Source organism: Cohaesibacter sp. ES.047, from assembly GCF_900215505.1.
Taxonomy (GTDB): Bacteria; Pseudomonadota; Alphaproteobacteria; order Rhizobiales; family Cohaesibacteraceae; genus Cohaesibacter.
Genome location: NZ_LT907844.1, coordinates 857,208 through 870,841, shown reverse-complemented (window position 1 = coordinate 870,841; position 13,634 = coordinate 857,208). Strand labels below are relative to the sequence as shown.

The window sequence follows — 13,634 nt, the reverse complement described above, 5'->3', positions numbered from 1 at the left end:
AGAGAATCCCGATCAGACGTGCCCTTGATCGATAGGGCTATCGGCGGGCGCCCTTGAAGCAAAAACGCCTAATAATGCAAGGCCGCACCCCAAAAATGAAAGAGGCGCTGGCCCTACATAATAGGGACACAGCGCCTCTCATTTTCGATATAGACTTTGGGAGCAGATCCCTAGAAGTGAACCGATCTGGCAGCCGCAGGTTTTTCCAGCGGTGGCGAGAATTTCGTCAGATTAATCCCCTCAACGGCGGCCTTATACTCGGTCATGTTCGGTGTCCGCCCAAGGATTGCAGACAGAACCACAACCGGGGTCGACGCGAGCAGGGACTCACCTTTCTTCTCCGAGGAATCCTCCACGACACGGCCCTGGAACAGGCGCGTAGACGTCGCCAGTACGGTGTCGCCCTTTGCTGCCTTTTCCTGGTTGCCCATGCAGAGGTTACAGCCCGGACGCTCCAGATAGAGAATATTCTCATATTCCGTCCGCGCGGTGCTCTTTGGCATCATGTCATCGAACTCGAAGCCCGAATAGTGCTGCAGGATTTCCCAATCACCCTCTGCCTTCAACTCATCAATGATGTTGTAGGTCGGCGCTGCGACCACCAGAGGCGCCTTGAATTCAACCTTGCCGCTTTCCTTTTCGAGATTCTTGAGCATCTGGGCGACGATCTTCATGTCACCCTTATGCACCATGCAGGAACCAACAAAGCCAAGATCCACCTTCTTGTCGCCACCATAGAAGGAAACAGGACGGATGGTATCGTGGGTATAGCGCTTGGATACATCGGCGTTGTTCACATCCGGGTCGGCAATCATCGGCTCGACGATCTGGTCCAGATCAACAACAACTTCGGCGTAATATTTCGCATTGTCATCAGGGGCCAGTGCAGGCTTTTCGCCAGACCGGATCTCGGTGATCCGTGCATCAGCCTTGTCGATCAGACCCTGAAGCGTGCCTGCGTCATTTTCCATGCCCTTGTCGATCATGGTCTGGATGCGGCTCTTGGCGAGCTCCAAAGACCCGATCAGCGTTTCGTCCTGCGAGATGCAGATCGAGGCCTTGGCCTTCATCTCCGCGGTCCAGTCGGTGAAGGTGAAGGCCTGATCGGCAAGCAAGGTGCCGATATGCACTTCGATCACCCGGCCCTGGAAGACGTTCTCGCCAAACTGCTTGAGCATCTGGGCCTGCGTCGCATGCACAACATCGCGGAAATCCATGTAATCGGCCATGGAGCCCTTGAAGGTCACCTTGACTGACTGAGGGATCGGCATGGTCGCTTCACCGGTCGCCAGCGCAAGCGCCACGGTTCCGGAATCGGCCCCAAAGGCAACGCCCTTGGACATGCGGGTGTGCGAATCGCCGCCGATGATGATCGCCCAGTCATCCACGGTTATGTCGTTGAGCACCTTGTGGATCACGTCCGTCATGGAGTGATAGGAGCCCTTCGGGTCACGCGCGGTGATCAGACCAAAGCTGTTCATGAATTTCATCAGCTTCGGAATGTTCGCCTGCGCCTTCAAGTCCCAGACCGATGCCGTGTGACAGCCGGACTGATAGGCACCATCAACCGTTGGTGAAATCACCGTTGCGGCCATCGATTCCAGTTCCTGCGCGGTCATCAGACCGGTTGTATCCTGAGAGCCGACAATATTGACCTTCACGCGCGCATCGGACCCGGCATGCAGCACAGTGTCCTTGTCCACGCCAACGGCATTGCTGTTAAAGATCTTCTCGACCGCCGTCAGGCCCTGCCCTTCGATGGACACCTCTTTGGACGGAGCGAACACAGGCGCTGCCTCAACGCCAAGGGTTTCAGCGGCAAACGTCTGCAGTTTCTTGCCAAAGACCACCGGGTAGGAACCACCAGCCTTCATGAACTCGACCTTCTGCGGCGTGAAGGACGCAGAAATGTCAGCCAGCTCATTGTCGCCTTCATACAGCGTCTTGGTCTTGGTGTTGATGGTCAGAACCTTGCCGGTTTCGACGGAATAGACCTGCTCCAGAACCGGATCGCCGCTCTCATTGAGCACGACCTTGCCGTCGGAATCAGTTTTCTTGACCCAGTTCTTCAGATCAAGCCCGATACCGCCCGTCACATCGACCGTGGTCAGGAAGATGGGCGAAATGCCGTTGGTGCCGGCAACGACCGGCGCGATGTTGACGAAAGGAATGTAGGGGCTAGCTTGTTTGCCTGTCCAGAGCGCCACGTTGTTGACACCAGACATGCGCGAAGACCCGACACCCATGGTGCCTTTCTCGGCGATCAGCATCACACGCGCTTCGGGATGCTTTTTCTGCAAGGCCTGAATCTCGGCCTGCGCTTCAGGCGTAATCATGCACTTGCCGTGCAATTCGCGGTCAGAGCGGGAATGCGCCTGATTGCCCGGCGACAGAAGGTCGGTCGAGATGTCCCCTTCAGCAGCGATATAGGTGACGACTTTGATCTCCTCATCAAGCTCTGGCAGCTTGGTGAAGAATTCAGCCTTGGCATAGCTTTCCAGAATATCTTTGGCAATCGGATTGCCGCCCTCAAAGGCCACCTTGATGCGGTCCATGTCGGCTTCATACAGATAGACCTGCGTTTTCAAGACTTCGGCAGCCTCAGTCGCAATCGAGGCATCATCGCCAAAGGCAAGATCGATCAACACCTTGATCGAAGGACCGCCCCGCATGTGAGCCAGCAGCTCAAAAGCAAAGCTTGGCGTGATTTCCTTGACATCGGCCTTGCCAAGAATGATCTCTTTGAGGAACTCGGCCTTCGCACCCGCCGCACTGGTCGTGCCCGGCAGGGTATTGTAGATGAAGAAGTTGAGGGACTCGGCCCGATGCTCGTTGTCCTGATCCCTGATTTGAGCAATGATCTCGTTCAACAGCGCTGCATCATCAATGGGCTTGGGGTGCAACCCCTGAATTTGCCGAGTTTCGATCTCGTCTAGATAGTCTGTATATAAGCTCATGTTGGTCCCGACCATTGGTTATCCATTCAGCCTGACATCCGAGCACGCCGGTTTTTTGCGAGCAGAAACAGGCCATTTGGCTGTCGTCGTAAATTAAATCATGACGACTTGCAATATATTCTACAGTAGCAGGCTGGTTGGACCAGCCCGGCGCCCGGCCGAAAGTGCAGCAAATCTGCCACGTCCATCTGGCGTGGGCCTGAGAAGGCATCGCGATAAGCTTAGCACGCCAACGAGGATAGTCTGCAAACTTCTTTTGCCTTTGCGCCCCATCGACGATAGAGATAAAACCATCTCGGAACAGGGCCGTCGAATGCTGCCAAAACCAGCCAAGGGCAAATCGCCATGCAGTTGATCGTTGAGGGATTGGGATGCACAAGGAGCGGCAGGCCCGTGCTCGACCACATCAGCTTTACGCTTGATGCGGGCAAGGCACTCGTCGTCACCGGCCCCAACGGTATCGGCAAGTCATCCCTGCTGCGAACCCTGGCCGGGCTGGTCCGCGCCCATTCTGGCGGCATGCATCTTGAAGGCGGAGACGGAGAACTCAGCGTCGGCCAGCAAGCCCATTATTTCGGCCATGCCGACGCCATCAAACCCGCCCTCAGTCTCAAGGAAAATCTCCATTTCTGGCGCGCATGGTACGGCAATCCCGCAAGATCTCCCTTTCAGGCCCTCAAGGAAGTGCACCTGGAGGATCTCATCGACATGCCTGCGGCCTATCTGTCGGCAGGTCAGCGCCGTCGCCTGTCGCTGGCCAGACTTTTGGTCTGCCACCGTCCCCTCTGGCTGCTCGATGAGCCCACTTCAGCGCTCGACACTGCCTCTGAAAAGAGGCTCGAGATTCTGATGGCCGAGCATTTGCAGGAAGGCGGCATGATCATTGCCGCAACCCATGCCCCGCTTGGCCTCATCAACCCCGACAAGCTCCATCTTGGTCACCACGCCTCTGAAGACACGGGCGAAGATCACGAGGAGACGATCCAATGAGCGCAATGGGTGCACTGTTCATTCGTGACATGAAGCTGTCTGTCCGCGTTGGTGGCGGCGCATTGATGGGCGTGCTCTTCTTCCTCATCGTGGTCACCGTCTTCCCCTTTGCCGTTGGCCCAGACCTCAATCTGCTCGCCCGCCTTGGCCCGGCCATTCTCTGGATCGGCGCCCTGTTGGCAACGCTTCTGAGCCTCGACCGTCTTTTTCAGGCCGATCAGGAAGATGGAACCCTCGACCTTCTGTTGCTTGGGGATCATCCCGTCGAGTTGATGGTACTGGTCAAATGTGCCGCGCAATGGGTCTCCACCGGACTGCCGCTCGTCATTGCCACCCCGGTTCTCTCGCTGTTCCTCAATCTGGAGCCGATTGGCGTAGCAGCCGTGACCGCCACCTTGCTGGTGGGAACTCCGGCGCTCACCCTGATCGGTGCCATCGGTGCCGCGCTTACTGTCATTCTGCGTCGCGGCGGACTGCTTCTGTCCATCCTCATTCTGCCGCTGACCATCCCGATCCTGATTTTCGGCGTCAGCGCGTCGGTTGGCGCGATCACGGACCCGGCTCCCTTTGACACACCGTTCTACTTTCTTTGCGCCATCTCCCTGTTGTCGCTCATTCTGGGACCGGTTGCCGCAGCAGCCGCCCTTCGCAGCGCACAGGAATAGCCCGGAAAGACCGAGACTTCGGGAGCCGTTGCTTACGAAATCGTAATCTCCCAAACTGAAAACTCGTGATATTGGTCAAGGCAACCTGCATGCTTACGCCATAATCATGTGTCACTTAGCCAGCCTGTCGCTGACCAGACCGCCGGACCGTGTCACAAAAGGCGAAACACAAAGCATGCGTTGCGCCGCTGGGTGCAACTGACCAACTGAATGTCGAGGACAGGGCATGAGTGCCACAGAGAAAAAATCCTTCAGTCTTTGGGATCTGGCAAACCCAACCCGCTTTCTGGCGATTCTCGACAGGGTGATGCCCTGGTTGATCGGCCTGACGGTTCTGCTCTTTGCCATTGGGCTTTATCTGGTCTGGTTCAAAGCGCCGGACGACTACCAGCAGGGCGCGACCGTCAAGATCATGTTCATCCATGTCCCCGCCGCCTGGCTGGCCATGTTTGCTTATATGATGATGGCCATTTCCTCGCTCGGAACCCTCGTCTGGAAGCATCCTCTCGCCGACGTTTCGGCCAAATCGGCTGGTCCCTTGGGCGCTGCCTTCACCTTCATCTCGCTGGTGACCGGTAGCCTCTGGGGCAAACCGATGTGGGGCACCTATTGGGTCTGGGACGCGCGCCTGACGTCGATGCTGATTCTTCTCATCATCTATCTGGGACTGATGGCCCTGTGGCGCGCCATCGAGGATCCGATCCGCGCAGGCAAGGCCGCTGCAATCCTGACGCTGGTAGGCACCATCATCATTCCGATCATCAAATTCTCGGTGGACTGGTGGAGCACGCTGCATCAACCGGCCAGCATCATCACGATGGAAGGCCCCAAGGTCCACATCTCGATCCTGATACCGCTTCTGGTCATGGCGGTCGCCTTCACCGCACTGTTCACCACGCTGCATCTCAAGGCGATGAAAAACGAGATCCTGCGCCGCCGCATTCGTTCCATGCAGATGCAGGCCGCCCGCAAGGGTGCTGGCAGCAAATCCGCATCAGGCAGCAAGATCTCTGCAGGGCAAAGCCCTGTGGGAAGCCAGTAGGCACCAGAAGGGAAAAGATCATGGAACACTACACAGGCTTCATCCTCTCTTCCTACGGCATGACCGCTGCCGTCGTCGCAATCCTCATCATCTGGGTGATCTGGGACGGCAAGCTTCAGGCCCGGGCGCTGGCCGAACTGGAAGCGCGCGGTATTCGCCGCCGCTCCGAGAAACCGGCAACACCATCAGACAAGGGCGCAACCGACCCCTCTGCCAACTGATATCAGGACGATACATCCATCATGAGTGACACACCCAATCCCTCTTCCACATCCAACGACTCGCAGGATGCCGGGGATGAAGAGACGGAAACGAAGAGCCGCTTCAACGTTCTGATTCTGCTTCCGCTGGTCGTTTTTCTCGCACTGGCCGGTCTGTTCATGTGGCAGATGGCGAGCGGCACGAACCCGAACCTCGTCCCGTCCGTTCTCATCAACAAGCCCGCTCCGCAGTTCGACCTTGAGCCGCTGGATGCCAGCTTCGGCATCCGCACGCCCGATGGCGGCCCCATATCCGGCTTCGACACCGAAAGCTTCAAGGGCAACGTTTCCGTGGTCAATGTCTGGGCCTCCTGGTGTCCGACCTGCCGAGACGAGCATCCGCTGCTGCTCAAGATGACCGAGGACAACCGCTTCGATCTGATCGGGCTTGCCTACAAGGACGAACAGGCCAACTCGGCTCGTTTCCTTGAGAACCACGGCAATCCGTTTGACAAGGTGGGGATGGACATCTCGGGCCGTGTTGGCATCGACTGGGGTGTTTATGGCGCACCAGAAACCTTCATCGTCGACCGGAACGGCATCATTCGCTACAAGCACATCGGTGCCCTGACGCCTCAGTCTCTGCAAGCATCCTTTTTGCCCAAGCTTGAGGAAATTCTCGCCGAGAAATGAATGCGATACCCACACCGATTTAAATCAGAAGGGCCCACAGAGGGCCCTTTTTCTTTGAACCGACCGCGCTCCAACCGCGTCCAATGACAAGACACCAAACGCGCACTGGAGCTTCGCATGCGATCGATTCTGCCCATCGTCATCTGTCTGGGATGTCTCCTTGCCATCACCTACCCCGCCTTTGCCATGGACAAGGGGAAGCAGCCGAAAACCACGATCAAGCGCTGCATCAAGGCCGACAAGCAAAGCTGCACCCAAAGGGCCGGTCAACGAAAATCCCGTGGCCAGCTCTATGAATTGGGCCAGATCTATGAATTGGGACTGCCAAAAGGCAACAGGGATGGCCGCACGCGAAAACGCATCAAGATCAAGTGATGGCGAACCGCCTACTCGTCATCCGGTGCATAGCGGGTGAGCAGCGGCATCTGGAACGCCCCGAACACCATGGTCAGGGGCATCACGCCGAAGACCTTGAAATTCACCCAGATGTCGGTCGAGAAATTCCGCCAGATCACCTCGTTGATGAGCGCCAGCACAAAGAAGAATACCCCCCAGCGCATGCTGAGAATCCGCCAGCCTTCCGCATTGAGCTGAAAGACCGAATCGAACACATAGCCCAAGAGGCTCTTGCCGAAAAACAACCCGCCCAGAAGGATTGAACCAAACAGCAGATTGACGATCGTTGGCTTCATCTTGATGAAGGTGTCATCCTGCAGATAGAGGGTAAGACCACCAAAGATGCAGACCACACCCCCCGAGACCATGGGCATCACCGGCAGCTTGCCGAACTTGATGCGCGACAGGACCAGCGAGATCAGCGTCGCAACCATGAACAGGGCCGTGGCGATGAAGATCGACTTCATGCCCTCCAGAAAGGGCACCCATCTGGCAATCATGTCCCCTTTTGCGTTGGCAAAGAAGAAGACTGCAAGAGGCCCAAGCTCCAGCGCCAGTTTCAGCACCTGCCCCTTTTCGAGTTGAGGCTCGGCGGATTGATCAGTGGACTTTTCGTTCGGGCTCATGAAACTCTTCACCTTGGCAAGCTTGGTGCAAATAAACGTCCCGGCTCCCGGGCCATCAACGGCATGAATTCGGTGTATATCAGGCGTCCGCCAGACCAGCAATCGCGCGCGCGAAATCTCTCGACTGGAACGGCTCCAGATCCTCGACCCGCTCGCCCACGCCAATGAAATGAACCGGCACCTTGTGCTTGGCCGAAATGGCGACCAGAATGCCGCCGCGCGCCGTGCCATCAAGCTTGGTCATGACCAGCCCCGTCACGCCCGCCATCTTGGTGAAGACCTCCACCTGATTGAGCGCATTCTGGCCCGTGGTGGCATCAAGCACCAGCAACACCGAATGCGGCGCCTCCGGGTCGTGCTTCTTGATCACGCGCACGATCTTTTCCAGCTCGGCCATCAGTTCGGTCCGGTTCTGCAAACGGCCAGCAGTGTCGATCATCAACACGTCCATGCCCTGCGCCTTGGCATCCTGCATGGCGTCATAGGCAAGCCCGGCAGCATCCGCTCCCACGTCGCGCGCGATCACCGGCGCCCCTGTGCGCTCGCCCCAGATCTTGAGCTGGTCGATGGCAGCGGCCCGGAAGGTATCTCCTGCGGCCAGCATCACCTTCTTGCCCTCGTCACCGAGCTTTTGCGCCAGTTTGCCGATGGTGGTGGTCTTGCCCGCACCATTCACCCCGATCATCAGAATCACGTGAGGGCCATTGTCGGGCTTGGTAATCTCAAGCGGCTTTGCAACAGCGGACAGCACCTTGTCGACCTCATCGGCGAGAATCTCCTGCACTTCGAGATTGCTGACTTCCTTGTTGTAACGCCCCTCAGACAGACGATCCGTGATCGTCATGGCCGTTTCAACACCGAGATCAGCCTGAATGAGGATGTCTTCAAGCTCTTGGATCGTGTCGTCATCAAGCTTGCGCTTGGTAAAGATCGAACTTATGCCCTCACCGAGCGCCCCGGATGAGCGTGATAGTCCCTGTCTCAGTCGCTCGAACCAGGACAGTTTCTTCTCAGGCGCAGGTTCAGGTTCCGGCTGAGAAACCGCTTGGGTCAGCGGCTCCGGCTGAGGCTCTACCACGACGGGCGCATCAAAGGCTTCAGCCTCGATCGCATCATCAGACGGCGAGTCTTCGGACACGGCATCCTTCACCAAAGCGTCCTCTAGAACCGGTTCCGACAAGGATTGGGACTTAGGCTCAGAATAGGACTCGGGCTCAGAATGGGACTCCGGCTCAGCCTCGGCAACAGAAGAGTCCTCGGCCTTTTCTTCCTCGGCTCCCTCGGGCAATGCATCGTCCGGCTTGGTCTGTGCTTCGTCTTTCGAGGATCCGAACAGAAAACGCGATAACCGTCCCTGTTTAGCCATGATCCTGCTCCTTTCAATTCGAGCAATATCCGCGATCATTCAATCGCGGCAATAGTATGCGCCACCAGTGCTAAGCGCCATCCGGTCATTCCTCAAACCGGCCCGAACAAAAGTTCGGCGGCGTCTCAAAGCCCCACGGCCATCAAATGGCGATGGGTTGCGTCGACGATGCGGGCCGGTACGATCTCACCCGGCGCTCCGGTCGTGATTTCGGTCAGCGTGAACTGCTCGGTGCGGGCAAGACCGTTGCGCTCCACAAGCAATTGCACCTTCTGGCCCACCTGATCGTTGAGATGACGGGCAAGTGCCGCATCCCCTGCTTCGCGCAGCCGCGCAGCCCGCTCGCGGATCACCGGTCCCTTGACCGCAGGCATCCTTGATGCCGGTGTACCGGGTCTGGCCGAGAATGGAAAGACATGCAAATGGGTCAAGCCGCATTCCTCGACAATATCGAGGCTGCGCTGGAACATCTCTTCGGTTTCCGTCGGAAAGCCAACGATAATATCCGCCCCGAACACCATGTCGGGCCGCAGAGCACGAACATCATTGCAGAATTTGATCGAATGATCCCGGTCATGCCGCCGCTTCATGCGCTTGAGGATCAGATTGTCCCCCGACTGCAAGGACAGATGCAAATGCGGCATAAGACGCGCGTCATTGGCAATCGCGTCCATCAGATCGGGATCGGCTTCGACCGAGTCGATGGACGAGATACGCAAGCGCTCAAGCGCGGGCACATGTTTGAGGATCGCCTTGACCAGAGCACCAAGCTTCGGCGTTCCGGGCAAGTCCGCTCCGTAGGAGGTGATATCCACCCCGGTCAGCACAACCTCGCGATAGCCATTGTCCACGAGCTTGGCGATTTGATCGACAATCGGCCCCATGGCAACAGAGCGGGAATTGCCCCGCCCGAAGGGAATGATGCAGAAGGTGCAGCGATGATCACAACCGTTCTGGATCTGAACGAAGGCCCGCGCGCGACCCTCCAGTCCGTCAATCAGATGCAGCGCTGTCTCGCGCACGCTCATGATGTCATTGACGCGGATCTTCTCTGGCGCGGGAACGCCAAAGTCCGGCACGGATTTGTAGCTTTCCGATTTCAGCTTGTCGTCATTGCCAAGAACCAGATCCACCTCGTCCATTTCGGCGAATCGTTCCGCCTCGGTCTGGGCGGCGCAACCGGTGACGATGATCCGGGCATCGGGATTCTCGCGTTTGGCCCGGCGGATCTGCTGGCGCGCCTGACGCACCGCTTCTCCCGTCACCGCGCAGGTGTTCACCAGAATGGCGTTCTCAAGGCCAGCTTCGCCAGCCTGCTTTTTCATGACTTCGGATTCGTATGTGTTCAGCCGACATCCGAAGGTTAAAACCTTGATGGTCATATCCGCTTACCCCGCACTGCCGTCTGGAAGCCTTAGCCAGCTCAGATCATCAAGATTGATCTGGCCAGCATATTCAAGCTCCGTTCCACCGGTCATCAGAATATGATCGTCGCCCTCGCGCCATTCGATGGTGAGATCCCCACCCGGCAAATGCACCAGAACCGTCCGATCACAAAGCCCGATCCGATAGGCCGCGACCGCCGCCGCACAGGCCGCCGTGCCGCAAGCCCGCGTCAGACCGACACCCCGTTCCCAGACCTTCAGAGTTAATTCACCCTTGTTGTGGATCTGAGCCAGCGAGACGTTGGCGCGCTCGGGAAAGATCATGTGATTTTCCAGCATCGGGCCGTTCAGCTCGAGCTGATAGCTCTCGACATCATTCTTGACCCAGAAAATCGCGTGCGGATTGCCGACATTGACCACAGACGGAGTATGAAGGATCGGCGCATCGATCGGCCCGATCTGCAACTCGATGGCGCGCGTATCCTCGAAAGGCTCGGCCAGAGGGATATCCTGCCAGCCGAATTTCGGCACGCCCATATCGACGCTCACCCGATCAGGGTGACCGGTATCACGCGCATTGAGGATGCCGACAACGGTTTCGATGGAGACCGCCGGTCGGCCGGTGTCATCCATCAAAAGCCGCCCGATACAGCGCGTGGCGTTGCCGCAGGCTTCCACCTCGCCGCCATCCGCGTTGTGAATGCGCATGAAGACATCCGCCCCACTGTTTGATGGCTCAAGCGTGATGAACTGATCGCATCCCGGCCCTGTCTCATGGCTAGAAAGCACGCGCACGGCATCGGCCCCCAAATGGGGCTTGGTCTTTCGGGCATCGATCACGATAAATTCGTTGCCAAGACCATTCATTTTCAGAAACTGCACATGCGAGGCCATCGAAGCGAGCCAATCCGGTATTTCGCGTGAAGGGTGAAAGAAATGTCGCGTCCATTCGCGCCATCATTCGCCCTATATGGCGAAGTTCTGCGCAAATTTCCAGCCTTTTCGGCAGATTGCCTCAAGCGTGGCGCAACGAGGCAGGACTCCTACAGCAAAAGCCGCGAAAGGACAATCCCTTCCGCGGCCTGATTCGAGCTGTCGTTGTGATCTTGGCTTACTTGAGACCAGCCATCATCACCTTGGACAGGCGCGCGGCAAATTCCGCCGGATTGCTTGGATGCTCCCCGTCCAGAATGAGCGCCTGATCAAGCAGCAAATGCGCCCCGTCTTCGAGCGACGCTTTGTCCGAAGCGCCTTCGAGTTGATGGGCGAGCGAACGCACCAGACCGTGATCAGGGTTGATCTCCAGGATCGGCTTCAATCCCGCATCCGCACCCTTCTGGCTACGCATCAGCTTCTCGAACTGGCGATCAGGGCCAAACTCAGGCGCAATGATGCAAACCGGGCTGGTTGCAAGGCGCGACGAAATGCGGACATCGGAGACCGCATCGCCCAGCACGTCCTTGACGAAGGTCACAAGCTCGGCAACGGAGCCCTGTTCCTTAGCCTTGTCTTCCTCGCTCTTGTCTTCCTCGGCATCCTCGGTGACCTTCTCGATGGCGTCGAGATCGGCACCGCCCTGGCTGACAGACTTGAAGCTCTTGCCATCAAAACCGAGCGCCGTCTGCACCCAGAAGGTATCAACGGCATCAGACAGAAGAAGCACTTCCACATCGCGGGCCTGATAGCCTTCGAGCTGCGGGCTGGCCAGAATGGCCTCCTTGCTGTCGCCAAGCGCATAATAGATCGAGGTCTGGTTATCCTTCAGATCTTCGACATATTGCGCCAGCGTACGGCTTTCGCCCTTGGTGGTATCGAACCGGACGAGCTTGAACAGTTGATCCCTCCGCTCGGGATCCTCATAAAGGCCTTCCTTCAGCACCGCACCAAAAGCTTCCCACACGGAGGCAAACGTGTCCGCATCCTTGTTGGCAAGCTTTTCGAGCTCAGAGAGGATGCGATTGGTCACACCCTTGGAAATGGCGGTAAGGATCGGGTTGTCCTGCAGCATCTCGCGGGAAATGTTGAGCGGAATATCCTCGCTGTCGACGATCCCGCGCACAAAACGCAAGTAGGCCGGAACCAATTCCGCATCATCGGTGATGAACACCCGGCGCACATAAAGCTTGATGCGGCCCTTGCGGTTGGGGTCGAACAGATCGAACGGCTTGTGCTCGGGCACAAAGGCAAGAACGTTGTATTCAGTGCGCCCTTCGGCGCGGTAGTGGATCGTCAGCGCCGGATCATCGAACTGGCCCGAGCTATACTGATAGAATTCCTTGTACTGCTCTTCGGTGATGTCCGATTTTGACTTGGTCCAGAGCGCGGAGCCGTCCGTCAGCTCGTCTTCTTCCAAAGACTTGGTCTCGTCGTTGATCTGCAACAGCCGGATCGGCACCGGTACGTGAGAGGAGTAGTCGCGAACAACGCGGCGGATGTTCACCGCATCGGCAAAGCTCTTTTCCTCTTCTTTCAGGTGCAGCACGATCTTGGTGCCACGCGGCAGCGCATCCTCATCGCTCGCCTGAGAAAGCTCATAGGAGCCATTACCATCGGACACCCAGCGCCATGCCTCCGCATCACCGGCCCGGCGCGAGACCACCTCGACCTTGTCAGCGACCATGAAGGCGGAATAGAAGCCAATGCCGAACTGGCCAATCAGCGCCGAACCGTCGTCACCGCTACCAAGCTGTTCAAGGAAGGCACGAGTGCCAGACCGGGCAATGGTGCCCAGATTGTCAATCAGCTCGGCCTTGTTCATGCCGATGCCATTGTCGGCAACGGTCAGGGTCCCGGCCTCACCGTCCGGCGACAGGATGATCTTGAAGTCGGGATCATCCTTGATCAGGTCAGAATTGGTCAGCGCCTCGTGGCGCAGTTTCTCGCAGGCATCGGCCGCGTTGGAAATCAACTCGCGAAGAAAGATGTCCTTGTTGGAATAAACCGCATGCACCATCAAATGGAGCAAACGGGAAACCTCGGCTTCGAAAGAATGCGTTTCGGCTTCAGGTACCGCCTGTTGCGTTTGATCCGTCATGAATAGGCCCTTCCCTTGCTGCGCGGCCCAAAACGGGCGCGCACTTTACTTGAATTTGATCGTCGCTGATCCAGAGCGTTTCATTGCTGCCTTGTTTCAAGGCGGCATGACAACGCTCCCATTACAATCCGTCCGTCGGCGCTAGAGCATAAACAATACACTCACGCCGATTTGATCGTCGCTGATCTAGCAACGCAACTGCAAGCTTTCAAGTACGGCATGGCGCGAAAGAGGCAAAAAAAACGGGATGCCGCGAAGGCACCCCGATAAGGAGCTGTTG

12 protein-coding genes are annotated in these 13,634 nt (G+C 57.5%); 6 read left to right on the top strand and 6 right to left on the bottom strand.

Annotation, left to right across the window (positions count from 1 at the left end; translation table 11 throughout):
* Positions 1-170 precede the first annotated feature (170 nt).
* Positions 171-2,957: a bifunctional aconitate hydratase 2/2-methylisocitrate dehydratase gene (locus CPH65_RS03920; RefSeq protein ID WP_096176226.1), complete on the bottom strand. Its 2,787-nt coding sequence runs from the start codon at positions 2,955-2,957 to the stop codon at positions 171-173.
* A gap of 345 nt (positions 2,958-3,302) precedes the next feature.
* Between CPH65_RS03920 and ccmA the strand changes: the two genes are divergently transcribed.
* The 6 genes from ccmA to CPH65_RS03890 all read left to right on the top strand — a co-directional run bounded on the left by ccmA (position 3,303) and on the right by CPH65_RS03890 (position 6,922).
* Positions 3,303-3,947: a heme ABC exporter ATP-binding protein CcmA gene (ccmA, locus tag CPH65_RS03915; RefSeq protein WP_096172216.1), complete on the top strand. Its 645-nt coding sequence runs from the start codon at positions 3,303-3,305 to the stop codon at positions 3,945-3,947.
* A gap of 5 nt (positions 3,948-3,952) precedes the next feature.
* The gene (ccmB, locus tag CPH65_RS03910; RefSeq protein ID WP_096176225.1) at positions 3,953-4,612 is read left to right on the top strand and encodes a heme exporter protein CcmB; all 660 of its coding nucleotides are present in this window, start codon (positions 3,953-3,955) and stop codon (positions 4,610-4,612) included.
* A gap of 226 nt (positions 4,613-4,838) precedes the next feature.
* Positions 4,839-5,654, top strand: coding sequence for a heme ABC transporter permease (locus CPH65_RS03905; protein WP_096172215.1), 816 nt, complete (start codon positions 4,839-4,841; stop codon positions 5,652-5,654).
* A gap of 20 nt (positions 5,655-5,674) precedes the next feature.
* On the top strand, positions 5,675-5,875 hold the full coding sequence (ccmD, locus tag CPH65_RS03900) for a heme exporter protein CcmD (protein WP_096172214.1): 201 nt from the start codon (positions 5,675-5,677) through the stop codon (positions 5,873-5,875).
* A 21-nt stretch (positions 5,876-5,896) separates the two neighbouring features.
* Positions 5,897-6,547: a DsbE family thiol:disulfide interchange protein gene (locus CPH65_RS03895; RefSeq protein ID WP_096172213.1), complete on the top strand. Its 651-nt coding sequence runs from the start codon at positions 5,897-5,899 to the stop codon at positions 6,545-6,547.
* Positions 6,548-6,664: 117 nt separating this feature from the next.
* Complete coding sequence (locus CPH65_RS03890) at positions 6,665-6,922, top strand: hypothetical protein (protein ID WP_096172212.1); 258 nt, start codon at positions 6,665-6,667, stop codon at positions 6,920-6,922.
* Between the two features lie 11 nt (positions 6,923-6,933).
* Here the strand turns inward: CPH65_RS03890 and CPH65_RS03885 are convergent, their stop codons facing one another.
* The 5 genes from CPH65_RS03885 to htpG form a co-directional block, all read right to left on the bottom strand.
* The gene (locus CPH65_RS03885) at positions 6,934-7,569 is read right to left on the bottom strand and encodes a septation protein A (RefSeq protein ID WP_096176224.1); all 636 of its coding nucleotides are present in this window, start codon (positions 7,567-7,569) and stop codon (positions 6,934-6,936) included.
* 79 nt (positions 7,570-7,648) lie between these two features.
* Positions 7,649-8,935 carry a signal recognition particle-docking protein FtsY gene (gene ftsY, locus CPH65_RS03880; protein ID WP_096172211.1) on the bottom strand — a complete coding sequence of 429 codons (1,287 nt, stop codon included), beginning with the start codon at positions 8,933-8,935 and terminating at the stop codon, positions 7,649-7,651.
* Positions 8,936-9,060: 125 nt separating this feature from the next.
* Positions 9,061-10,317 (bottom strand): tRNA (N(6)-L-threonylcarbamoyladenosine(37)-C(2))-methylthiotransferase MtaB, encoded by a 1,257-nt coding sequence (gene mtaB, locus CPH65_RS03875; RefSeq protein WP_096172210.1) that lies wholly within the window; start codon positions 10,315-10,317, stop codon positions 9,061-9,063.
* A gap of 6 nt (positions 10,318-10,323) precedes the next feature.
* Positions 10,324-11,214, bottom strand: a complete 891-nt coding sequence (dapF, locus tag CPH65_RS03870) for a diaminopimelate epimerase (protein ID WP_096172209.1) — start codon at positions 11,212-11,214, stop codon at positions 10,324-10,326.
* Between the two features lie 217 nt (positions 11,215-11,431).
* Positions 11,432-13,354, bottom strand: coding sequence for a molecular chaperone HtpG (gene htpG / locus CPH65_RS03865; protein ID WP_096172208.1), 1,923 nt, complete (start codon positions 13,352-13,354; stop codon positions 11,432-11,434).
* Positions 13,355-13,634: the final 280 nt, after the last annotated feature.